This window comes from Pedobacter sp. ASV1-7 (assembly GCF_040203335.1).
Taxonomy (GTDB): domain Bacteria; phylum Bacteroidota; class Bacteroidia; order Sphingobacteriales; family Sphingobacteriaceae; genus Pedobacter.
Genome location: NZ_JBEHBV010000001.1, coordinates 870,424 through 893,613 on the forward strand (window position 1 = coordinate 870,424; position 23,190 = coordinate 893,613).

Annotated in this window: 20 protein-coding genes; 10 read left to right on the forward strand and 10 right to left on the reverse strand. The window is 37.0% G+C overall.

Annotated elements, in window-relative coordinates:
- Positions 1 to 11: 11 nt before the first annotated feature.
- The 8 genes from ABDJ41_RS03805 to ABDJ41_RS03840 all read right to left on the reverse strand — a co-directional run bounded on the left by ABDJ41_RS03805 (position 12) and on the right by ABDJ41_RS03840 (position 11,403).
- Positions 12 to 548 carry a hypothetical protein gene (locus ABDJ41_RS03805; RefSeq protein ID WP_349784407.1) on the reverse strand — a complete coding sequence of 179 codons (537 nt, stop codon included), beginning with the start codon at positions 546 to 548 and terminating at the stop codon, positions 12 to 14.
- A 56-nt stretch (positions 549 to 604) separates the two neighbouring features.
- Positions 605 to 1,765, reverse strand: coding sequence for a redoxin domain-containing protein (locus tag ABDJ41_RS03810; protein ID WP_349784408.1), 1,161 nt, complete (start codon positions 1,763 to 1,765; stop codon positions 605 to 607).
- Between the two features lie 47 nt (positions 1,766 to 1,812).
- Entirely contained in the window at positions 1,813 to 3,012 is a 1,200-nt protein-coding gene (locus ABDJ41_RS03815) for a thioredoxin family protein (RefSeq protein ID WP_349784409.1), read from the reverse strand.
- Positions 3,013 to 3,092: 80 nt separating this feature from the next.
- Positions 3,093 to 4,610, reverse strand: coding sequence for a RagB/SusD family nutrient uptake outer membrane protein (locus ABDJ41_RS03820; RefSeq protein ID WP_349784410.1), 1,518 nt, complete (start codon positions 4,608 to 4,610; stop codon positions 3,093 to 3,095).
- Positions 4,611 to 4,621: 11 nt separating this feature from the next.
- Positions 4,622 to 7,999 carry a SusC/RagA family TonB-linked outer membrane protein gene (locus ABDJ41_RS03825; protein WP_349784411.1) on the reverse strand — a complete coding sequence of 1,126 codons (3,378 nt, stop codon included), beginning with the start codon at positions 7,997 to 7,999 and terminating at the stop codon, positions 4,622 to 4,624.
- 182 nt (positions 8,000 to 8,181) lie between these two features.
- A complete protein-coding gene (locus ABDJ41_RS03830; RefSeq protein ID WP_349784412.1) occupies positions 8,182 to 9,363 on the reverse strand; it encodes a FecR family protein in 1,182 nt (393 codons plus the stop codon).
- A gap of 79 nt (positions 9,364 to 9,442) precedes the next feature.
- A complete protein-coding gene (locus ABDJ41_RS03835) occupies positions 9,443 to 10,057 on the reverse strand; it encodes an RNA polymerase sigma-70 factor (RefSeq protein ID WP_349784413.1) in 615 nt (204 codons plus the stop codon).
- A gap of 125 nt (positions 10,058 to 10,182) precedes the next feature.
- Positions 10,183 to 11,403 carry an NUMOD1 domain-containing DNA-binding protein gene (locus ABDJ41_RS03840; RefSeq protein ID WP_349784414.1) on the reverse strand — a complete coding sequence of 407 codons (1,221 nt, stop codon included), beginning with the start codon at positions 11,401 to 11,403 and terminating at the stop codon, positions 10,183 to 10,185.
- A 499-nt stretch (positions 11,404 to 11,902) separates the two neighbouring features.
- Here ABDJ41_RS03840 and ABDJ41_RS03845 point away from each other — a divergent pair, with 499 nt between their 5' ends.
- A complete protein-coding gene (locus ABDJ41_RS03845) occupies positions 11,903 to 12,589 on the forward strand; it encodes a substrate-binding periplasmic protein (protein WP_349784415.1) in 687 nt (228 codons plus the stop codon).
- Here the strand turns inward: ABDJ41_RS03845 and ABDJ41_RS03850 are convergent.
- Positions 12,586 to 13,017, reverse strand: a complete 432-nt coding sequence (locus ABDJ41_RS03850; RefSeq protein WP_349784416.1) for a hypothetical protein — start codon at positions 13,015 to 13,017, stop codon at positions 12,586 to 12,588. The two genes, ABDJ41_RS03845 and ABDJ41_RS03850, sit on opposite strands and share 4 nt — an antisense overlap.
- Before the next feature lie 237 nt (positions 13,018 to 13,254).
- Here ABDJ41_RS03850 and sucD point away from each other — a divergent pair, with 237 nt between their 5' ends.
- From sucD to fabG, 9 genes are all read left to right on the forward strand, one after another.
- Positions 13,255 to 14,127, forward strand: a complete 873-nt coding sequence (sucD, locus tag ABDJ41_RS03855; protein WP_349784417.1) for a succinate--CoA ligase subunit alpha — start codon at positions 13,255 to 13,257, stop codon at positions 14,125 to 14,127.
- 158 nt (positions 14,128 to 14,285) lie between these two features.
- Entirely contained in the window at positions 14,286 to 14,765 is a 480-nt protein-coding gene (locus tag ABDJ41_RS03860; RefSeq protein ID WP_349784418.1) for a methionine-R-sulfoxide reductase, read from the forward strand.
- Between the two features lie 108 nt (positions 14,766 to 14,873).
- The gene (locus tag ABDJ41_RS03865; RefSeq protein ID WP_349784419.1) at positions 14,874 to 15,308 is read left to right on the forward strand and encodes a septal ring lytic transglycosylase RlpA family protein; all 435 of its coding nucleotides are present in this window, start codon (positions 14,874 to 14,876) and stop codon (positions 15,306 to 15,308) included.
- A gap of 386 nt (positions 15,309 to 15,694) precedes the next feature.
- Positions 15,695 to 16,669: a ribonucleoside-diphosphate reductase small subunit gene (locus tag ABDJ41_RS03870; protein ID WP_349784420.1), complete on the forward strand. Its 975-nt coding sequence runs from the start codon at positions 15,695 to 15,697 to the stop codon at positions 16,667 to 16,669.
- Between the two features lie 104 nt (positions 16,670 to 16,773).
- Positions 16,774 to 19,152 carry a ribonucleoside-diphosphate reductase subunit alpha gene (locus ABDJ41_RS03875; protein ID WP_349784421.1) on the forward strand — a complete coding sequence of 793 codons (2,379 nt, stop codon included), beginning with the start codon at positions 16,774 to 16,776 and terminating at the stop codon, positions 19,150 to 19,152.
- A gap of 212 nt (positions 19,153 to 19,364) precedes the next feature.
- On the forward strand, positions 19,365 to 19,568 hold the full coding sequence (locus tag ABDJ41_RS03880) for a cysteine-rich CWC family protein (RefSeq protein WP_349784422.1): 204 nt from the start codon (positions 19,365 to 19,367) through the stop codon (positions 19,566 to 19,568).
- Positions 19,569 to 19,622: 54 nt separating this feature from the next.
- The gene (locus tag ABDJ41_RS03885) at positions 19,623 to 20,498 is read left to right on the forward strand and encodes a carbon-nitrogen hydrolase (RefSeq protein ID WP_349784423.1); all 876 of its coding nucleotides are present in this window, start codon (positions 19,623 to 19,625) and stop codon (positions 20,496 to 20,498) included.
- Positions 20,499 to 20,519: 21 nt separating this feature from the next.
- Positions 20,520 to 21,590: an agmatine deiminase family protein gene (locus ABDJ41_RS03890; protein WP_349784424.1), complete on the forward strand. Its 1,071-nt coding sequence runs from the start codon at positions 20,520 to 20,522 to the stop codon at positions 21,588 to 21,590.
- Positions 21,591 to 21,611: 21 nt separating this feature from the next.
- Positions 21,612 to 22,355 carry a 3-oxoacyl-[acyl-carrier-protein] reductase gene (gene fabG, locus ABDJ41_RS03895; protein ID WP_121269277.1) on the forward strand — a complete coding sequence of 248 codons (744 nt, stop codon included), beginning with the start codon at positions 21,612 to 21,614 and terminating at the stop codon, positions 22,353 to 22,355.
- 67 nt (positions 22,356 to 22,422) lie between these two features.
- Here fabG and ABDJ41_RS03900 read toward each other — a convergent pair whose 3' ends face one another.
- Entirely contained in the window at positions 22,423 to 23,124 is a 702-nt protein-coding gene (locus ABDJ41_RS03900; protein WP_349784425.1) for a L,D-transpeptidase family protein, read from the reverse strand.
- Between the last annotated feature and the right edge of the window lie 66 nt (positions 23,125 to 23,190).

Genomic DNA, 23,190 nt, shown 5'->3' on the forward strand with positions numbered 1-23,190 from the left:
TCCTATTGTGACTAATTCATGCGTGCCGCAGGAATAACTTTCTTTGTCATCTTCTCCAGTCCTTGGGCATAACTGTCATATTCGGCATTTAATTGTGCAACTAAAGCTTTTTTTGCTTCCTGATTACCATCTACTTTTGCTCTCCACATTACACTTGTTTGGTTACCTTTCGCTTTAATGAATATGGCATACTGTGCGGATTTAATTCCTTTAGGCCGGTCTGTATCTGAAAAACTGATGGCTATTAATTTGTTGTGCGCTTCACTTTGTGTGATGTTTTCAAAACGATGACCACCGTTTTTAAAGCTTATTTTTCTGGACATAGGGAAGTTCGGATCTACCACCTCAATGGCACTTACATAACCATTTGAGGCTTTTTGTAATTGTTCATTGCTGGCGAATATGTCCCATACCAAATCCATCTCCATATTGATTTCAATATTTTTTTCGATGTCCCAGTTCACTTTTGTAGCGGCTCCCATCTGCGCGTATGTTTTAACTGCAGATACACTGGTTAACAATAGCAATCCTAATATTATCTTTTTCATTTTCTTGATGTCTTTATTTGTTAAAAAGGCCAGACTTTTAGGTCTGGCCGATAGTTTTACTTGCCAAATATTTTTTCTAGGGCTTTATCTAAAGATTCACCACGTACATTTTTCTCAATGATGTTTCCTTCTTTGTCAACAACAACCAGATAAGGAATGCCGCTAAATAAATATTGAGCCATTACTGGTTTAGATTCCTGAGCATTAATTTGTGGCCAGGTCATTCTTTCTTCTGCCATTGCTTTTTTCCACGCGTCTTGTTTGGCATCTACGGATACAGCTAAAATTTCAAGACCTTTGTCTTTGTATTTTTTGTATACTTCTTTTAAATGAGGGATTTCCTGACGACAAGGACCGCACCATGAAGCCCAAAAATCAATGATCAAGTATTTACCTCTGAAATCTTTAGGTCCCCATTTTTTACCATTCACATCAGGGTAAGCAAAATCAGGAGCTTTTTTGCCATTGGCAATTTTTTCGGCTTGCGCTATTCCGTCCAGAATCTCTTTTTTTCTGGCTTTTGCCTGTGATAGGTTAGGGAACTTTTTGATCAAATAATCAAGTGTAGACATAATCAATTCCTGATCCCTTTTAGGGCTTAAATAATTAAGTGCATATAGTACTGATGGTTGGTCTTTGTACTTATTGATCAGATATTTAATACGAAAATTTAAATCCTTACCTACACGGTCATAGCCATCTTTCGAATATTCGATCCATTTAGGTTCTTTTGCAAGACTGGCTTTGTACATTTCCTGACCTGCAGCAATCTGGCTTTGATAATGCAGGTAACTTGCCAGATTTACATCATTAATCAAATCATTTGCTGCCGATGTATTTTCCATATAGATATATGGAGGGTTCTTGATTTTCATTTTAGCAGTATCAATGCCTCTTACGTTTACATGGATGTTGTCTTTATCTGCCCAGAAATCGATCCTGTCAAAATAATAAACACGTACCTGGTAAAAATCAGGCTTGTCAGCCGGTACTTTAAATGAGAAGTTGTTATTCTTATCTACTGAAGTACTATCGATGGCTTTAAACGCTCTGTTAAAGCCTTCACCTTCATATTTGCCCAGATATATCGGGTATTTATTCTCTGTATCCCGAAATTTAACATTTCCTGTAAATGTCACGGTTTTTCCTTTTTGGGCAAAGCTGTTGCTAACCATTAACAAGGCAGCAATTGCCAGTGTTAAACCTTTTTTAATCATCGTGTTTTGTTTTATTTATTTAAGTTAATTTTTAGTGTTTTTTGATTTTAGTCTTTCATCATTGGAGGAGTCATTTGTCCTTTTTGCATCGCCTCTTTCCTTAAATCCTTTGCTTTATTTGCCATGGTTTCTGCCTCAGCAGTTTTTCCCTGTTTTTTTAATATTCTTTTTCTCAGATCGGCTATTTGTATGCTGGTGAAAAGGTCAGGGCTATTTTTTTCTAATTGATTGGCCCATTTAGTGGCTGTGTGGGTGTATTTTGCTGGTGCTGAGGTAACTATGTCATTTGCCGCCGTCACTATGAAACCTGGTTTACGAGGAAAGTTATCATCGGCCAGGACCGCATCTACTTTAGCTGTAAATTTATCCCATTGCTTAGCCCCGGCAAACTCAATCAGGTCTAATTGTGCAAGCATTGGTACAGCATTAGGAGTTGTTCTGGTTTGTATTTTTCTGATGGCTGCAGCAATTTCTTTGGCCTCTTTCAGATTGGTGTTTTTTTCGTAGGCACTTTTTACAGCATAAACGGACATATTTAGTGTGCGTTCGAAATACATATTTACTTTACTGGCTTCATATTTTTTTTCCAGTTCAGCTTTATGATCATATAAATAAGCAAAAGCTTTTGAGGATGGATTATTGAGGTATTTCAACGCCAATTCCCAGTTTTTTGTATCTGATAAAGATGATTGCGGTAAACCATCAAAATATGTTTTGGCTACAACACCCATTTTACTGGTTTCATACGCCTTTTCTAATGCCTCCATGTAAGCAATTACCGTAGATTCAGAATGATCACCACTATTGAATTTTTTGGCAAGGCCATAAGTGGTATTTTCAGGATTCAAGGCTTTTAAGGATTCTGCCATGAAGTCTTTAGCTGGCATACTACCAACAATTTTGTGAACCACTTCTCCATCAGCATTTATAAACAAATAAGTAGGGAAAGCCCTGACTTCATATTTATCTTTCAATGCAGGACCTTCACCTTTTTCCATGTCGTACTTAACATTTAAAAAAGTTTGATTGAATAGATCTGCTACACTATCCCGGGTAAAGACATCTTTTGCCATCATTTTACATGGGCCACACCAGCTGGTATAGGCATCAAAGAAAATGATTTTGTTATCCTTTTTAGCTGTTGCAAGTTGTGTTTTCCAGTCTGCATCTTTAAATAAGATCTCCCGGTTTTGGGCTATGGCTTGTAAGCTGGTCAGGCAAGCGATTCCAATAAGTAGTTTTTTCATGTTGTTAGTTTTTTGTTGCTGATTGGAGCGGAATTTAGCATTGTCCCGAACTGAATAACAGTTCGGGACAATGTGTATGTTTAAGGATTTGGAGTCAGGTTAGGATTCTTTTCAATTTCTACTGGTGGCAGCGGGTAAACCACACGTTTATCATCTGCTTTAATCGTCAAAGGATTGTTTGTAGAGTAATCCGTGTAATGTCTGATCATATCCATACCATTTCTGAAATAATCATAAGATGAATGTCCTTCCCAGGCCAATTCTAGTCTGCGTTCATTTAAGGCAGCTTCAAAAACGCTCATATTTGCTGTAGCAAGTGTTGCAGTTGTCCACTCTGGTGCTGTCGCCCTTGTTCTAACTGCATTAAGCGCAATTAGAGCTTCATTGTCATGACCTAATTTAGCAGCTGCTTCAGCTTTGTTTAAATACATCTCTGCTATGCGGAGATACGGTGTACCACTTCTACTTTCCGGACTGTAAGCGAAACCGCCCGGTGGATTAATTTGCTCAAAATTGAATTTTTTGATGGTATTGCGGCTCTTATTTCCAGTAGTTACTCTTCTGTCGTCCTCAATGGTTATGAAGTTCATACGCAAATCACCTGGGTTCTGGTTTAAAATTGCCATATAATCAGGTGATGCTCCATACTCACCAAAATTTAGATTTCCAAATACATCTCTTGGACTGAGGAATTCATTGATTTGATTTCCATTAGCATTATCATGTCTGAAACTGAAGATAGCTTCTTTACTGGTTTTGCTGTCTATCGCAAAAGAATTGCTGTAAGCAGTACCTTGCAAGAGTGTGTATTTATTGGAACCAATAACTTTATCTGCGTACTCAACAGCTTTTGTATTATAATCTATTTGCGGATTTGCAGGTGTGCCACCCATGTATAGGTAAACACGTGATAATAATGCCCATGCCGTTTCTTTGCTTACATAGTTGTTTGGTTTGGTTTGGGTCATCAATACTGCTGCTTTTTCCAGGTCTGAAATGATCTGCTCATAAACCTCTTTTACTGTGTTACGCGCTGGTTGGTAGTCATTAGGAATGATCGATTTTAAAGAAAGTGGTACAGCTAATGATGTTTCACTATTCTGATAATATGGCCGACCATATACCCTTACCAGGTTAAAATAGGCCATTGCACGAAGGAAATAGTTTTCTCCTTTTATCTGATCATACGCGGCTCCCTTTCCTTCGGGTATAGCATCAATAACTTTGTTAGTGCCAAATATCAGGCGGTAAGACATTCTCCAAAAGGCAGTAGTTGGTCCCTGAGTTGGTGAATTTGTAAAGGTATAAGCATCATCTCTGGTTTGTGGATAAGCACGTACAACAGCGTAGAGGTTATTTCCTTTTAATTCACTCAGATTGTACCAGCTCAGTGAATACTGGGCATCGCCTGCTGATTTGGTTACCAAAAGGGCATAATTGCCATTCGTTGCTATGGCTAATCCATCAAGGGTACTTAAAAGTTCTGTATCGGCTTTATCGTTAAAAGGCCTGATGTTTTCGTCAATAGCCTTTTTGCAGCTAAACAATACAATTGCTGCGAAACACATAGATATGTATATTATATAATTTCTTTTCATCGTCTGCTTCATTAAAATGTTAACTGTACACCCAATAAGTATTTACGGCTGGCGCCATATCCAGCACTGATTCCATAGCTGTTTGTATCTCCGGCCAAACCTCCCTCAGGATCAACACCTGTAAAAGATTTTTTGGTGAAAATGTACAGATTGTCTCCACTCAGGAATACAGTGGCTCTGCTTAATCTGGCTTTATTGATTAACTGAGCAGGAAGAGAGTAGCTCAATCTTACGTTACGTACTCTGATATGACTGGCGTCTTCCCAGAATCTGGAAATGAGTTGCTGATCGGAACCATCTGTACGGCCACGATAAATCATCGGTTCGGTAGCCTTATCTCCTGGTTTTTCCCATATTACCTGACCACTCATAGGTTTGATTTGGTTGTATCTTAATACATTATTACCTTCTGAAGAGAAATAGCTAGTTCTGGAATTGTTATATACAAGGTAGTCTGCAGCAAAGTTTAACAAGACTGAAAGTTCAAACCCACGGTAGCCAAAAGTATTGAGCATACCGCCATAATATTTAGGTGTTGTAGTACCTAAATGTTGGCGTTGTACATTCAGTGCATCTCCTGTTAAACCAGCTGAAATAGCATCATAACTATTTACGATTGTACTGATATAAGAGTTTGATGCAGGATCAAATACTAAACGTTCAAATTGAGGGGCTCCATTCTGCTCATTTACTCCCATCCATTTATAAGCTGTAATATCAGCTATATCATTGCCCTCTTTAAGTACGCCAGCATAACCATAGGTTATATTGCCTCCATATAGTTTGGTTAATTTGTTTTTGTTAAATGTAAGGTTCATGCCCGTTGTCCAGGTGAATTCACCAGTAAGGTTTTTGGTAGTAAGAACCAGCTCCATACCTTTGTTTAACATAGATCCAAAGTTTTGATATTGACTTGGCACTCCAAATAATGATGATATTGCGATTCTTTGAAGTAAATCTTTATTGTTTTTTCTGTAGAAATCAGCAGAAAAAGATATCCTGTTAAAGAAGTCCAGGTCGATTCCAAGGTTAGTTACATAGGCACGTTCCCAGGTAATTTGTCTGTTTCCAAGCTGATTAATAATTGCAGCAGGGTCACCACCATACTGATAATTAAAATTATAAAAGCTTTCGGTTAAGAAATCTTCACCAGCAACTTTGCCACTTGTACCATAACTTGCTCTTAACTTTAAGTTCGTGAGGTATTTATTCCCACGTAAAAACTGCTCATTGGAGGCAAGCCATGCACCACTTACTGAATAGAAATGACCCGCCCTATTGTCTACACCAAAATTAGTAGAGTAGTCCATACGGTAAGATGCATTCGCAAAATAGCGATCATCATAATTGTAATTACCCTCTGAGAAAAGTGAGTATGATGCTCTGGTAAAACGCTCACCACTAAATGATTTTCCACTGTAGGTGTTCCATACTTCTGATGCTGCTGATGGCACTTTTACACCTGTAGGTATATTTTTTACTGCTATTGCATTATATTCAGAGTTGTTCTGGTTGTATTCAAAACCAGCTAAACCACCTACGGTATGCAAGTTAAACTGCTTGCGTGCTGTAATCAGATTGGATGTCATGAACGAGTTAGAGCTGTTTTTCCTTTGAGCAAGTCTTCCTTTGTCAGCCTGACCTGTTAAAGATAACCGGTCTTCGTAATTATCGTTATTCGAAAACGAAGTATTGTAAGAGTTGTTCGACGATAAGGTTAACCAGTCGAACACTTTGTACTTCGCAGAGAATACACCAACCAGCTGTTGTGATTTTGTGATGTTGCTATTAAACGGCAAATCATAAACAGGGTTTTGGTAGGTATTAGATAATACATCAGCCCCCAATATTTTTTTAGGCGTGCCATCTTCATTGTTCATTGTAAACCACGGCAATAGATAAAGTGGATTAATTCCACTAATCGGACTTCTGTTGCCTTCATCAAAAATGGCATTAACATTTGCGGTGATGCTTAGTTTTTTTGTGATGTTATGATCAAGGTTTAGCTTGAAACTGTTTCTCAAAAGATCATTACCTTTTAAAGGGCCTTGCTCGTCAAAGCGGCTAGCGCCAAAATAGTAACGTGTTTTATCTGTTCCGCCGGATAAACTAACATTTATGGCTTTGTTCGATGCATCACGGTAAAGCTGGTCGTTCCAGTTTGTATAGGTGTCTAGTACAGAAGTGTTAGGTAAATATTTATTCAGGTAAGCATCCTGAGTCAAGCCTTCATTTTTAAGTGCAAAAGAATTTAAAAGCATTTTACGTTGATAGTCATATAGTTCATGACTATTCATAAACTCAAGTTTACCATCGTATCGCTGACTGATACCAATTGTGCTATTTACATCGAGCTTAGTTACACCTGCAACACCTTTTTTACTGGTGATTACCAATACACCCTGACTTGCACGAGAACCATATATAGCTGTAGAAGCTGCATCTTTTAACAAAGTAATACTTTCTATATCGGTTGTTGATATAATATCAGTGGGATTTGCTACATCAGCATAAATAATCCCGTCAACAACAACTAAAGGATTAAGGTTGTTGGTTACACGGCCGGTCGTACTGCCTTGAATAGGCAGAGTCCCTTGTCCACGCACTACCAAAGAAGGTTTGCTGTTCGGATCTCCTGATGGTTCAGTAATGTACATGCCCGCAACTTTTCCTTTTAGCAGAGCGATCACACTATTGCTGGTAACACCTTCCAGTTGTTTTGCTGTAAATGTTTGTAAGGAACCGGTAATTTCACTGGCTTTTTTAGTACTGTAACCTACAACCACAGCTTCTTGCAATTGTGCAATTACTGGGTTTAAAACAATACTAATGTCTGTGTCACTGCCATCTGTCACTAACTTTTCTATGCGTTTGCTCTCATAGCCGACATAAGTAAAAAGAATACGATAAGTGCCTGGAGTAAGGTTTAAAGTGAAATTTCCGTTAACATCTGTGGTGGTTACAATATTTGTTCCATCAATTTTAACGGATACTCCCGGAAGCGGGCCTTTGCCATCAGTAACTTTTCCACGGATTGGCTTTTTTGACTCAGAACTACTGCTTTCTGTTTTAGACTTTATGATAACCGTTTTGTTTACGATTACAAAAGTTAGCGGTTGATTGCTTAATGTTTGTTGTAAAGCCTGGTCAACACTTACATTTTTTAGTGAAATGTTGATTTTTGAAGGATTGTTTCTTAGTAAGTCTATTTTATAAAAAAAGGAATAGCCACTCTGCTTTTCAATTTTTTTAATAACACTTTCAATACTTGCATCTTTCTCGATCAAGCTGATGCTTTGACTGAATGCTATTGCATTAGCCTGAAAACTTATGATTAGTAAGCATATAATTAATTTCATGACCCTTAATGCGTCTAAAATTTTATTCATATTTTTGTTAGGTTTCGTCGTAGCTATTCCTGTTCTCTTTCTTAAGAGATTCAGGATCGGTTGTACGATCTGGTTGATAATTTAATGTGGTCTATCAGGATTCATTTTTTATTTACCTGGAACATTTATCCGGGAGTGGTCGAAACACTTCCGGGTTTTTTATGCAGGTAAAATCTATTTAGTTACGATTTTACTATAAGCGTTCTCCCTTCTATTTTTAAGTTAATACCATTGATTTCAAATATTTTTAATAGTTCTGTGAGGTTTTGATCTTTAGGAGCTTTAAAATGAAAAAGATCGTTAGGAGATCGACCCTCGAAAACAACATCAATGTTGTACCAACGTGATATTTGTCTCATGATGCTTCCAAGATCAGATTCGTTGAACTGAAAGTAACCATTTTTCCAGGCAACAACTTCTTCAATGTCTACTGTTTGTACTTTTAAAGTGTTGTCGTTTAAAACAGATTGTTGGCCCGGTTTTAAGATGGATGAAGCGTGCTCTGCTGATAGTCCCGTTACTCGCACTACACCTTCTAATAAGGTACTTCTGGTAAGGTTTTCATCAGTATAACTATTGATGTTAAAGTGTGTGCCCAATACTTCAACTTGTTGTTTATCTGTTTTTACAATAAAAGGCATTTTTGTATTCTGTTCATCTTTCAATAGTGATGTGACTTCAAAATATGCTTCTCCTGTTAACTCCACCTTGCGATGATCTTTACCAAATGGTATTGGATATTTTAATGATGAAGCAGCGTTAAGCCAGATTTTACTGCCATCAGGCAGGTTTACCTGATATTGTCCTCCACGAGGTGTGGTGATCGTATTATAAGCCGTTTCAGTTGAGGCTGTGTTTTTTTTGTCATCAACAATGTCATATATAAGCTGGCCATCGGCAGTTTTTGTAATTTTTATACCTGTTTGTTGTGCCAGCTCTCCATTTGTAGCATTATCAAGGTTAATTACTGTGCCATCGGCAAGTGTTAAAGTTGCTTTGTTTGTCCCTGCTGGAATATTTGCTATGTCAGATTGAGCTATATGTTCAGTTTTATCTTTTTGATAGAAATACACACCTGTGGTAATTATAGCTACCATCGCAGCAATTGCAGCAACATACTGATAGATAGAAATTCTTTTAGCAACAGCTTTTGGATGTTGAGATAAGATGTTATCAAGTACATGATCTGCTTGAGGAAAGCTAAGGTCTTTTGTATTTAGGTTGTCCCATGTGTTATCCAATAAGCTTTCCATGATATCACTATCTGGATTTTCCGCCACCATTGATAGAAATTCGTCCCGCTCATCTTCGGTGCAGGTATTATCAATGTATTGCTTGTACAAATGTTTGAATCGGTTAATCATGGGTTATTGTTTAGGCTCCCTTTATTATAATGACCCATAGCTAAAGTGGTAGGAGTAATGGAAAATAAAAAAAATAATATTACAGGGATTCGCTCAATAAAGTCATGAGAATAACCAAGATTCCAATATCGGTATGTGTACTGACATAATTGCGTAGAAAACGTAAAGCATGTTGCATGTGCGTTTTTACGGTTAGTTTGGAAATATTCAATTTTTCGGCGACTTCTTCATATTTTAATCCTTCCTGATGACAAAGCGTATAAACTAGTTTTTGCTGAGCGGGTAATTTCTCAATTGCCTGATTCAAGATCTTTTCCGAGTCCTTAAATATGATATATTCTTCAGTTTCATTGTGCTCTTCCTTATAATCATGTCCCCTCATTCGACTTGTTTTAAATTCCAGGGCCATTCTGCGTAACACTTTCAATGTGTGATTTTTAGTGAGTACACTTAAATATGCATCAAGATTTTTAATCTCAATAAGTTGTCCTTCGAGTTTCCATATTTTTACAAATACTTCCTGGGCAATTTCTTCAGCAAGACTTTCAGATTTGATGATTTTTAAGGCATATTGATACACCTTGGGGCTGTATCGATGAAAAATAATACTGAAAGAATGGGCGTCACCTAAAGCAATCTGGTGTAAAAGAGATTTTTCGTCATTAAAAGTCGCTTCTGTTTTAGATGGTGTCATTTTATGTTTCAGCTCATCTGACCTGAATTTTTTTCCCGATGTAAAGATAAAAAAATATGTGTCTTAAATCAAAAAGCCAGAATCAATGATTCTGGCTTTTTGATTTAAGACTTTATAAATTACATTTATTGTGTAGCAAGTTCTCGCTTCCTTTTCATATGTCTTTCCAGACTTGAGCCAGTATAATGTTCGTGCTTACGTAGTTCATTGATATTTATACGGAGCTGCTGACCTTTGCGCCATAAAAAACCACCTGCGGTAAGTGTATGTCCATTTACTGCCAGGTGGATGTTTGTATTGTCGACCAACGTTTCTCTTGCGGCTGCGACACAGTTTTTATAGGTCTTTATCCAACGTCCATCAAGGTCATACTGGGATATTCCCGATCTGCTAAGGGTAATCTTCGGATCGACAGTGATTTTCTTTCTGATTACTTTACTCCATATAAAACCACCATAAGTCATTCCCCTGCCGTTGATTACATTTCTGATTCCATTTTTATGGACTTTAACAGCTTTCGCAGCTTCAACAGTATTCGTGTAGGTTTTAACAAGGTTGCCTTCAAGGTCGTACTGACCTATGATGTGTTGTTGTTTTGCTAGGGGGGAATGCCCATACCATCTATCTTTTAGCATGGATTTCATATCCAATTGGGGTTCATTTCCGCGTCTCCATAAGTAACCACATGCCGTAACTACTTTTCCTGTATCTCTTGCGGCAATAGAAATGTAGCCTTGAGCTGTATTCATGGCTTCTGCTGCAATTCTGGCGTTTGAATAAGTTTCGATCAACTGACCTGTCAAAGAATAACGGCTGACATTGTATGTCCCTTTTGCATTTTTTGTCGCTTTTATTTTTTCACGACTCTTTTGTTTTGATTCTTCACTGAACTCAGGAAAGAAGCTCTTTCGTCTTCCCGAGGCGATCATTCTGGCCGCTTTATCTTTTGGTGTGCCTAAAAGGAGATTCTCAGCTTTTAAATTTAAATTGTTCCCATCCTTAGGGAATACCAGAAGTTGTTTGTTGTTAAGGTCAAATGGTGAAACAAAGCAGTAGTAAACAAGCCTTGCTACACTTAGGTAATGTCTTTTATTGCCTGCTGATAATGTAATACCGGCGTATTTTGCAGAATCTCCGGTTTGCAAGTTCTTGCTTTCGGAAATTATTGTTTTAATGATCATTCCTGGTTTTTTCCTGGCTATACCTTTCTTATCGATGGAGTTTTTCTCCAGTCTACGCACTCTCCCTAGATTAGAAACCTCATATGGTGCATCCAGTTTTGGAATTGGAGCCCATAGTTCACCCGGAAGAGCATCGGGTAAAAGATTTTCGTGTGGATAATTCATGTTTGGCATATTGGATGTAAATATATTATTTTAAAGCACTTATCTGGTTAATTTTATTTCGTTTTAATTTTATTCTTATCAATGTCATGACATTTAAACAATTTTGATTATTTATAGTTTATTAACGCTGTAGTTCTAAGTCTATTTTTTTCATAATCAGAAAATGACACGAATGAAACAGGATTTTGAAAAACTTGCTTTTTTTGCATTAAATAAACTTGATACAGGGGTTGACTAATGAGGCGATTATGAGCTAAAATGTTGTGTTTTTGTGAGTGAGTTAATTTATTTTGAGTTTCTAATAAGAAATGCGTTTAGTTTCTGTTTTTTTTGGAGTCATTTTAGTGAGCGATATAGAGAGTTGAGTCGTTTGTTTTGTTTCTATTTGTAAATATGGGTTAAATAAAGCATTAATTAAAATTTTTTTGCTGTTATTTGTATGTAAAGTTAAGCTTTGGTGACGTTTGTTGCGTTGATTAGAGGTAATAAGCTGTATTATATGGTCAACAAGAGAATATTAAAAGTCGGATTGGACTCAGCTGCTCCATTTCCTATGCATTCGGACTATAATTCTGGAAATTTTGAAGGATTCGAAGTCGATTTGCTTCAGGCTATAATTAGTCACCTGGATTTAGAGGTTCAATATGAGGTCTCTTTATGGTCTACCATTCTTGAGAAATTGTTTAAAGGAGAGCTTGATCTCATTTGCTCTGCAGTGACGGTAACCTCATCTCGTGAACACATTCTTGAATTTAGTAATCCATACCTATATTTTAGATTATGTGCTGTTGTAGGTCAGGAAGATGACCTGTTAACGGTACAGCATTTTAAGGGGAAGACTATAGGTGTAAGGGAGGCTACTGAAGCAGAAAAGTATGTAAGAGCAAAATTTCCAGCTAATAATATAGTATATGCTGTTACGAATAAGGAATTGTATCGAAAACTGCAGGCGGGCAAAATTGATCTGCTAATAGATGATTCTCCAATTGCCGGTGGTTTCTTACAAAACAATAAAAAGCTTAAAATAGGAATGTTTCTACCCAAAACAGATTCTTCATATGCAATTGCTATGAAAAAAGGAGATGTTGCACTTAGAAACCAATTTAATGAAACGTTAAGTCTTCTTAAAGAAAATGGAACGTATCAGCAGATTTATAAAAAGTGGTTTAGTGAGATTCAGTTTTAGTCTTCATTTACCACTATCGTAATGTCTTTGTCGAGCTTTATACTATGTAATACTTTTGTCTTTTCGCTATACACAATCACTTTATTCTCATCCAGGTATTGAACCAGCTTGTAGGGTTCAGAAACTTGTACATATCTCCATTGGGTGTAGAACTGATCCTGTATGGCACGCTCATTTGGCAAATAGGTAATGATTACCTCTATATCTGTTGCTTCGTTAATAAAGAAACGGCTACTGGTTTGGAGTGCTTGTTTACCATTTTCAGTGACGGCCAGTTCTTTCAAAACTAACTGTCTGAGTTCAGTGGCCGGACGACTAGGGTTTTTATTGATTACATCAACAATAAGATTGTTTAATACATTCTTATTCTTAAGAAGTTTACCGTTTCCAACGGTTAATATTTTGAAGTAGATTTTTAATGGTTTCATAAAGTAAACTGCTTGTTGCATCGCTGCTGTCAAATATATAAAACTTCTAATCTTTAAATATTATCTTTTGTGTATGAACAAGAACAGGTTATATTGGTGGTAATTGTTGGTTTATACCTTATAAGAGGGTAGAAGAAATGATTCAACAGGAATAGTGCTAATAAATTTAATAAAATTTGGATTGCATTTGACAATCCATTTCAATTAGCTTAGATTTGCACAAAAAAATAAAGATACATGAGTGTTTTAGTAAATAAAGATTCAAAAGTTATTGTTCAGGGTTTTACTGGAAATGAGGGTACTTATCATGCTTCTCAAATGATCGAGTATGGAACTAATGTTGTTGGCGGTGTAACACCGGGCAAAGGCGGACAAACTCATTTAGATAAGCCGGTGTTTAATACCGTAAAGGATGCAGTTGATAAGGCTGGCGCAAATGTATCTATTATTTTTGTTCCACCTGCATTTGCTGCTGACGCAATAATGGAAGCTGCTGAGGCTGGAATTAAAGTTATTGTTTGTATTACTGAAGGTATCCCTACTAAGGATATGATTCAGGTTAAAGAATATATTTCTGACAGAGATTGCCGTTTAATCGGTCCTAACTGTCCTGGTGTAATAACTGCTGATGAAGCTAAAGTTGGTATCATGCCAGGTTTTATCTTCAAAAAAGGTACAGTAGGTGTGGTATCTAAATCAGGTACTTTAACTTACGAAGCAGTGGATCAGGTTGTGAAAACTGGATTAGGTATTACTACTGCAATAGGTATTGGTGGTGACCCAATTATCGGTACAACTACTAAAGAAGCTGTTGAATTGCTAATGAATGATCCTGAAACTGAAGGTATCATCATGATTGGTGAAATTGGTGGTGGAATGGAGGCTGAGGCTGCTCGTTGGATTAAAGATAATGGTACTAAACCGGTAGTTGGTTTTATCGCTGGTCAGACTGCTCCTCCGGGACGCAGAATGGGACATGCTGGTGCAATTGTAGGTGGTGCTGATGATACTGCTGCAGCTAAAATGAAAATCATGGCTGAATGTGGTATTACAGTTGTTGAGAGTCCAGCTGAGATTGGTGCTGCAATGGCTAAACTATTAAAGAAATAATATAAATAAGATCTTCTTGTATAATTTAAAAGCTCCGGTGATATTCTTTCATCGGAGCTTTTTGCTTTTTTATTACAATAAAGTGATGCGCTTTTTTACTTTTTCATAAACCAAAAAGCATTTTACAACGTATATTGTATAAGCTAATGGATATAATTATGAATAAGTCTATTAATAAAATGTTTTTGCTTGTTTCTGTGTTGATTTTAATGCAGATTGTGGCTTGTGCTCAGTCGCCTAAAAAAGCAGATACAAAAAATACAACAAAGAATATGGAATGGAATAAATTAACAAAGGAAGAGGAAGATGTAATTGTACGTAAGGGAACTGAATACCCAGGTACAGGGAAGTTATTGAATAATAAAGAAAAAGGAACATATGTGTGCAGGCGCTGCCATGCTGCGTTGTATCGTTCTGAATCTAAATTTGACTCACATTGTGGCTGGCCAAGTTTTGACGATGAGATTAAAGGTGCAGTTTTGCGAATCCCTGATGCTGACGGTATGCGAACTGAAATTGTATGTGCAAATTGCAAAGGACATTTGGGACATGTTTTTTTAGGAGAGGGTTTTACAACTAAGGATACGCGTCACTGTGTGAACTCTATTTCTATGGAGTTTGTTCCTGATAAGAAATAATGTATATTAAAATGATATTTTTATTTGCCTGGTGATAAATTATCGGGCATTTTTTGTTTTTAAGAACTTAGTTTACTTAAGTTTGCCAGCTTACCAACTCATAAAAATATGAAGTATTGTTTATTGTTATGTGGTATGCTCCTTTCTTTTATGGGCTTTGCCCAGAATATTTCAGACGATCTGGCTTCTAATGATGCTCCAGATTCATCGGTAGCTACCTCATCAAAACCATCTTCTAAATTAATCTCAAAGACAGTTTACGCAACATATTACCACCGCAAATTTGAAGGTCGAAAAACGGCAAGTGGCGTTCGGTATCGAAAAGCAAAAATGACTGCTGCACATATGAAGCTTCCTTTTGGAACTATAGTGACGGTGACTAATCCTGAAAATGGGAAATCGATAGATGTTGAAGTAAATGATCGTGGCCCGCATTCTAAAAAGTTCAAAATAGATCTTTCTGAGGCAGCAGCAAAATCACTCGGTTTTTTTGGCAAGGGTGTGGCAAAGGTAGAAATTAGTTATCTTCCTGAAGAAGATTAGCCGCTTTAACTTTAACTGTGTTATAGTCAGTTTCTTGAATTTATTAACACTGTTTTTTCATATTTTTCATCCTTAAAAAGAAATAGATAGCAAGTTTCTAGGGTAATTAGTGTGTCAATTTCTCCTTTTAGTGTTGATAAAAATGCCCGCTTGTTAACAACTATTGCTCGCTTATCAGTGGCTTGTACTTTATATTTGTTTACATAAAGTTCTTTAATAAACCACTCAGGATTTTTTTAGTAAAGCTGTAATATTTAGTTGTTTAGGGTTGTGCGAGGATAAGATGTCTTTTAAACTTTTTACAATTGAGTATGGCTGTTATGGCTACTGGGTTTATTGAAGCTTTATTAATCAATTTATCTTTTACCCTATTAACACAGCTGCTTATGCAAGAAGAAGAAGTATTATTAAAAGAAAACAAAGACAGATTTGTTCTTTTGCCGATTAAATATCCTGAAATCTGGGAAATGTATAAGAAGAGTGAGGCGAGTTTTTGGACCGCTGAAGAAATAGACCTTTCTGATGACCAGAAGCATTGGGATAACCTGAATGATGGGGAAAGACATTTTATTTCTAACATCCTTGCTTTTTTCGCTGCCAGCGATGGTATCGTAAATGAAAACCTTGCAGTAAACTTTATGAGCGAAGTACAGCTTCCTGAAGCTCGTTGCTATTATGGTTTCCAGATTATGATGGAAAACATACACTCTGAGACATATGCTCTATTAATTGATACTTATATTAAAGATCCTGAGGAAAAAGATAGACTGTTTAATGCAATTGAGACTGTTCCTTGTGTAAAGAAAAAGGCAGAATGGGCATTGCGTTGGATAGACAACGGTAGCTTTGCAGAACGTTTGGTTGCTTTTGCTGCAGTAGAAGGGATTTTCTTTAGTGGTAGTTTCTGTTCTATATTCTGGTTAAAGAAACGTGGTTTGATGCCAGGACTTACCTTTAGTAATGAGCTGATTTCAAGAGATGAAGGTTCTCACTGTGAGTTCGCTTGTTTATTATACGGTATGCTTAAAAATAAACTGAGCGAAGAACAGGTTCACGGAATTATTAAGGATGCTGTTGAAATCGAAAAGGAATTTGTTACTGATGCATTGCCTGTCGCATTAATTGGAATGAATGCCAAACTAATGTCTCAATATATCGAGTTTGTAGCTGACAGATGGTTACAGGAACTGGGCTATAGTAAAGTATATAATGCCACGAATCCATTTGACTTTATGGAAATGATATCCCTTCAAGGTAAAACTAACTTCTTTGAAAAGAGAGTAGGTGATTATCAGAAAAGTGGCGTGTTGACTTCAGCAGAAGACAAGGCAGCAGCATTTTCATTAGACGATGACTTTTAGTACTTATCGGTTTTAGACGATAAGAAAATAACAAAAATAATAATTTGGTGCCTCTGTTGGGTTAGTAGCTCTAAACTCATTATGCACTATAAATACCTGAAAATATGTTTGTAATAAAAAGAGACGGCCGCAGAGAAGCGGTAAGATTCGACAAAATAACGGCTCGGATAGAGAAGTTATGCTATGGTTTTAATGCGGAACTCGTAGATCCAATAGATGTTGCTAAGAAGGTAATTGAAGGGTTGTATGATGGTGTTACTACCTCTGAATTAGATAATCTTGCCGCAGAAACCGCAGCTTCTTTAACTACAAAACATCCTGATTATGCATTGCTTGCATCTCGTATAGCAGTGTCTAACCTTCATAAAAATACGACCAAATCGTTCTCTAAAACGATGGAATTGCTGTATCGTTATATTGATCCTAAAACAGAAAAGTCGGCTTCTTTAATCGCAGATGATGTTTGGGAAATTATTGAGAAAAATGCAGATATTCTAGATAGTACAATTATATATGACAGGGATTTTGGTTTTGATTATTTCGGGTTCAAAACTTTAGAAAAGTCCTATTTGTTAAAGGTTGATGGTCAGATTGTAGAACGTCCACAGCACCTGTTCATGCGTGTAGCTGTTGGTATTCACAAGGAAGATATCGATAGTGCTATTGAGACTTATAACCTGATGAGCGAGCGTTGGTTTACTCATGCTACACCAACCTTATTTAATGCTGCTACTCCTAAACCTCAGATGTCATCATGTTTCTTGTTAAGTATGCAAGATGATAGCATTGAAGGTATTTATGATACTTTAAAACAAACTGCTAAGATTTCTCAAAGTGCTGGGGGTATTGGTTTAAGCATTCACAACATCAGGGCTACCGGTTCTTATATTGGTGGTACTAATGGTACCAGTAATGGAATTGTACCGATGTTGAAAGTGTTTAACGATACTGCGCGTTATGTGGACCAGGGTGGAGGTAAACGTAAAGGTGCCTTTGCGATTTATTTAGAGCCTTGGCATGCAGATGTTTTTAGTTTCCTTGACTTGCGTAAAAACCATGGTAAAGAAGAATTGCGTGCGCGTGATTTATTCTATGCACTTTGGATTTGTGATTTGTTTATGAGACGTGTGGAAGAGAATGGAGATTGGAGTTTATTCTGCCCACATGAAGCACCAGGATTGGCAGATTGTTTTGGTGATGAATTTGATGCATTGTATGAGCGTTATGAAAAAGAAGGCCGTGCACGTAAAACGGTAAAAGCTCAAGAATTATGGTTTGCAATATTAGATTCGCAAATTGAAACTGGTACACCTTATTTGTTGTATAAGGATGCGGCTAACAGTAAATCTAATCAGCAAAATCTTGGTACTATAAAAAGCTCTAACCTTTGTACTGAAATTATAGAGTATACTTCTAAAGATGAAGTTGCAGTATGTAACCTTGCTTCATTAGCTTTACCCAGGTTTGTAATTAACGGCGAATTTGATCATCAGAAATTGTATGATGTTACTTACCAGGCTACTATAAACTTAAATAAGATCATTGATTATAACTATTATCCTGTAGAAGAGGCTAGAAACTCTAATATGCGTCACAGACCTGTAGGCTTAGGGGTACAAGGTTTAGCTGATGCCTTCATTTTAATGCGTCTGCCTTTCGAAAGTGAGGGAGCTCGTATCTTGAATAAGGATATCTTTGAAACAATTTATTTTGCTGCAATGACTGCTTCCCATGATTTAGCAGTTAAGAATGGTCCGTATCAAACTTTTGCTGGTTCTCCATTATCTGAAGGTAAATTCCAGTTTGATTTATGGAATGTAAAACCTGAGAGCAATCGTTGGGATTGGGAAACTCTTCGTGAGAAAGTAGTTAAGGATGGTGTATACAATTCTTTATTGGTTGCGCCAATGCCTACAGCTTCAACATCTCAGATTTTAGGAAATAATGAATGCTTTGAGCCTTATACTTCAAATATTTATACGAGAAGGGTATTGAGTGGTGAATTCGTTGTAGTGAATAAGCATTTGTTAAAAGATCTAGTTGCTTTAGGATTGTGGACTCCAGCTATGAAGGATAGAATTATTTTAGCTAATGGTTCTATTCAGGATATTGCTGAGATTCCTGATTATATCAAAGAATTATATAAAACAGTTTGGGAAATTAAAATGCGTAGCATTATTGATATGGCAGCTGATAGAGGTGCTTATATCTGTCAGTCGCAATCACTAAACTTGTTTATTAATGCACCAAACACTTCGAAACTGACTTCAATGCATTTCTATGCCTGGAAGAAAGGATTGAAAACTGGAATGTATTACTTGCGTACTCAGGCAGCTTCTCAGGCAGTTAAGTTTACTGTAGAGAATCAGGCTGGTAAAAATATGGAGCCGGTAATTCCGGAGCATATTGAGCAAAGTGCTGAGGAGATTGTAGAAGGACCGGTTTGTTCAATGGAAGAGGGCTGCATCAGCTGTTCAGGATAGTTTCTGGATTAAGATATATATAGATCAAGGAGTAAGGAGCAATTCTTACTCCTTTTTGTTTTTAATTATATTACAAATTTGTTTGCAAAATGCCTATACAAATGGCCTTTTTTATCTTACCCATCAAATATTACGTGTATCTGAAATGTCTTAGTTTTGCATTAGGTATATTTGAGCTTTCAATCTTTGTTTCTTAATCTTTTATCACGATAATGGCAAAACACGAAATCATACCATGCGAACGCTGTCATACTCCGATAGAGTGTAAAGCAAATTCGTATACGAAATGCCAGTGTAGTGTGGTTCATTTAGATTTGAATGAGGTGCAGTACATCAGTGAGCTGTATGATGGATGCCTTTGTGCCAAATGTTTGTTTGAGCTACAGGAGGAATATAGAGATAGTATCGCTTCATAACAAGCATTTTGTTTTTTTTGGCTAACTTTGCACGAAATTATTTGTTGATAAAGAATGGCTAAAGTACAGGTTGGATTGGTACAGATGAGTTGTACCAGTAATAAGCAAGAAAATTTAGATAAAGCAATTTTAAAAGTTAGGGAGGCAGCAGCAAAAGGTGCACAAATCGTTTGTTTACAAGAACTTTTTACTTCTCTATATTTTTGCGATGTTGAAGATTATGATAACTTCAATTTGGCCGAGGCTATTCCCGGCCCATCTACAGATGCTTTGCAGGTTGTAGCAAAGGAATTAGGTGTAGTAATTATTGCTTCATTATTTGAGAAGCGGGCAGCAGGTTTATATCATAATACTACTGCAGTTTTGGATGCCGATGGTACTTACCTTGGAAAATATCGTAAAATGCATATTCCGGATGATCCGGCATTTTATGAGAAGTTCTACTTTACTCCAGGTGATTTAGGGTATAAAGTTTTCCAAACAAAATTTGCTAAAATTGGCATTTTGATCTGTTGGGATCAGTGGTATCCTGAAGCGTCACGTATTACTGCGTTGAAAGGTGCCGAGATTATGTTCTATCCAACTGCTATTGGTTGGGCAACAGATCAGGATGAGGAAACAAATAAGGATCAATACAATGCATGGCAAACCATTCAACGTTCGCATGCTGTAGCGAATGGTGTTCCTGTAGTGAGTGTAAACCGTGTGGGCTTTGAACAGGATGGAGCTATGAAGTTCTGGGGTGGAAGCTTTGCCGCTAATGCACAAGGTAAACTGCTTTATTTAGGTTCACATGATCAGGAGGAGACGGAAGTAGTAGAGTTGGATTTATCTGAATCTGATTTCTTCCGTAAACACTGGCCATTCTTAAGAGATCGTAGAATAGACTCTTATCAGCCAATCACAAAAAGATTTATTGACGAAGATTAAGAGAACGTTTAAGATTTAAAAATGTCATCATTTAACGAAGTAATATTTAATAGCAGTCCTAAGAAGAAGGGTTATAGCTTTCCTGCTGAATGGGTAAAGCATGAAGCTACCTGGTTAAGCTGGCCACATAAAGAGGCTTCATGGCCGGGTAAACTGGAAACCATATATGGTCCGTATTGTCAGTTTATTAAGGTAGTTGCCGAAGGTGAAAAGGTAAGAATCAACATTAACGATGAAGCTACAAAGGCTTTTGCAATTGTAGAATTGGAAAAAGCAGGAGCTGATTTGAATAATATTGAGTTTTATCTGAATCCAACAAATGATGCCTGGTGCCGTGATCATGGCCCTGCATTTTTATTGAATCCTGAAGGGACTGAAAAGGCGGTGGTTGACTGGGGGTATAATGCCTGGGGTGATAAGTATCCTCCATATGACCTGGATGATGTGATTCCAACTAAAATAGCCAGGCATTTTGAATTGCCTTTATACAATCCGGATATTGTAATGGAAGGTGGTGCTGTTGAGTTTAACGGAGCTGGTACGATTTTAACAACTACAGCCTGTCTGTTAAATGAAAATAGAAATCCACATTTAACTAAAGAGCAGATTGAGCAGTATTTAACTGAGTTTTATGGTGCTGAACAGGTATTGTGGCTGGGAGATGGAATAGTAGGTGATGATACAGATGGTCATATTGACGATATTACTCGTTTTGTGAACGAAGATACTGTGCTGACTGTAGTAGAAAGTAATCCATTGGATGAAAATTATCTTTTACTTCAGGAAAATCTTCAAACACTAAAAACGATGCGATTATTGAATGGTAAGCCTTTGAATATTGTGGAGTTACCTATGCCTTCGCCTGTTATTTATGAAGATACCCGCCTTCCTGCTTCTTATGCAAATTTCTATATTGCAAACTCAGCAGTGGTTGTTCCTACTTTCAGGGATGTTAATGATGAGAAAGCTTTAGAGATCATAAGAGGTGTATTCCCTGATAGAAAAGTAGTTGGAATAGATTCAACTGATATTATATGGGGATTAGGAAGCTTTCATTGTTTAAGTCAACAGGAACCTGCAATAAAAAAATAAATAGATCATAACCACACATATATGAAGTTATTAGAAGGAAAAACAGCACTGATTACAGGTGCATCTAAAGGAATAGGCCGCAAAATAGCGGAAAAATTTGCAGAGCAAGGAGCCAACGTGGCCTTTACTTACTTATCATCAGTAGAAAAAGGACAGGCTTTGGAACAAGAGTTACAGAGTTTTGGTACCAAAGTGAAAGGTTATCGTTCTGATGCCTCTAAATTTGATGAAGCAGACCAGCTGATCAATGATATTGTTGCCGACTTCGGTACTTTGGATATCGTTGTGAATAATGCAGGTATCACAAAAGACGGGTTATTAATGCGTATGAGTGAGGAAAATTGGGATGATGTAATCAATGTGAACCTTAAGTCTGTGTTTAACGTATGTAAGGCTGCGTCTAAGGTCATGATGAAAGCGCGTAAGGGTTCTATCATCAATATGAGTTCGGTTGTAGGGGTGCAAGGAAATGCAGGTCAGGCAAATTATGCCGCTTCTAAAGCAGGCATCATAGGGTTCTCTAAATCTTTAGCTAAAGAATTAGGTTCTCGTAATATCCGTACTAATGTAGTAGCACCAGGTTTTATCCGTACTGAAATGACTGATGTATTGGATCCTAAAGTTGTTAAAGGATGGGAGGAAGGCATTCCTTTGAAAAGAGCAGGCGAAACTGAAGATGTGGCAAATGTTTGCGTATTCTTAGCATCAGATATGAGCTCATATGTAACCGGACAAGTATTGTCTGTTTGCGGAGGGATGTTGTAATCTGATAAGGATTAAAGATAAAGGAACAATGTTTTTGTTCTCTTTAAAGGTGCTCAATTGAGCACCTTTATTTTTTTATAAGATAACTACCTTTTTCCTGATCGATAGAAGGTAATGTATTGTGTTTTTCGAAATAAGTATATCCAGGTTGTAAGTTTTTCCAGAAAGCTATTTGTTTTGGGTATTGGATGGTATATTTTCTTAGGTTGGCCTCGGTCATTTTAAAGGGAAAAATGTGTACTGGGATATGTTCCTGGCCATTGCTTCTGGCTTCGACAGCTAATAGATATACTTCCTTAATCTTTTCATCTGTTAATGGAATACAGCCGATGGTCACTTGATCACCGTGTATATAAATGTCGTTGCCCGGATTTTCGCGACCACTTCTTAACAAATCCACATTGTTGGGGTAGTTTATACCTAAGGATAAATAATAATTACTTTTTGGATTAAATACATTGATATTATAAAAACCCTCAGGAGTTTGCAGATCTCCTTGTTTTACTTTTGGTCCCAGTGTGCCTGAATGTGCACTAAAATTATAGGTTTTAAAGAGCTTATATTTTTTCTGAGGCTTATTCTTTAGCCAGATCTCTAATTTGCCCTCGCTTTTATAGGCTGTAATGTACATGTTAAAAGCTCCATTTATGTTTTCTTTTGATAATTCTTTCTTAAGGATATCCCATTTTTGATCATAGGCAGTTCTTACTCTTTCGAATTTTAATTGCTGCTCTTTAAAACTAGATTGTGCCAGGGTGGGGGTGCTCATGCTGAATAATAGAATGAATTTTAGAAAGCCTTTCATGTTTTCCGGGAATTGGTAAAACAAACTTAA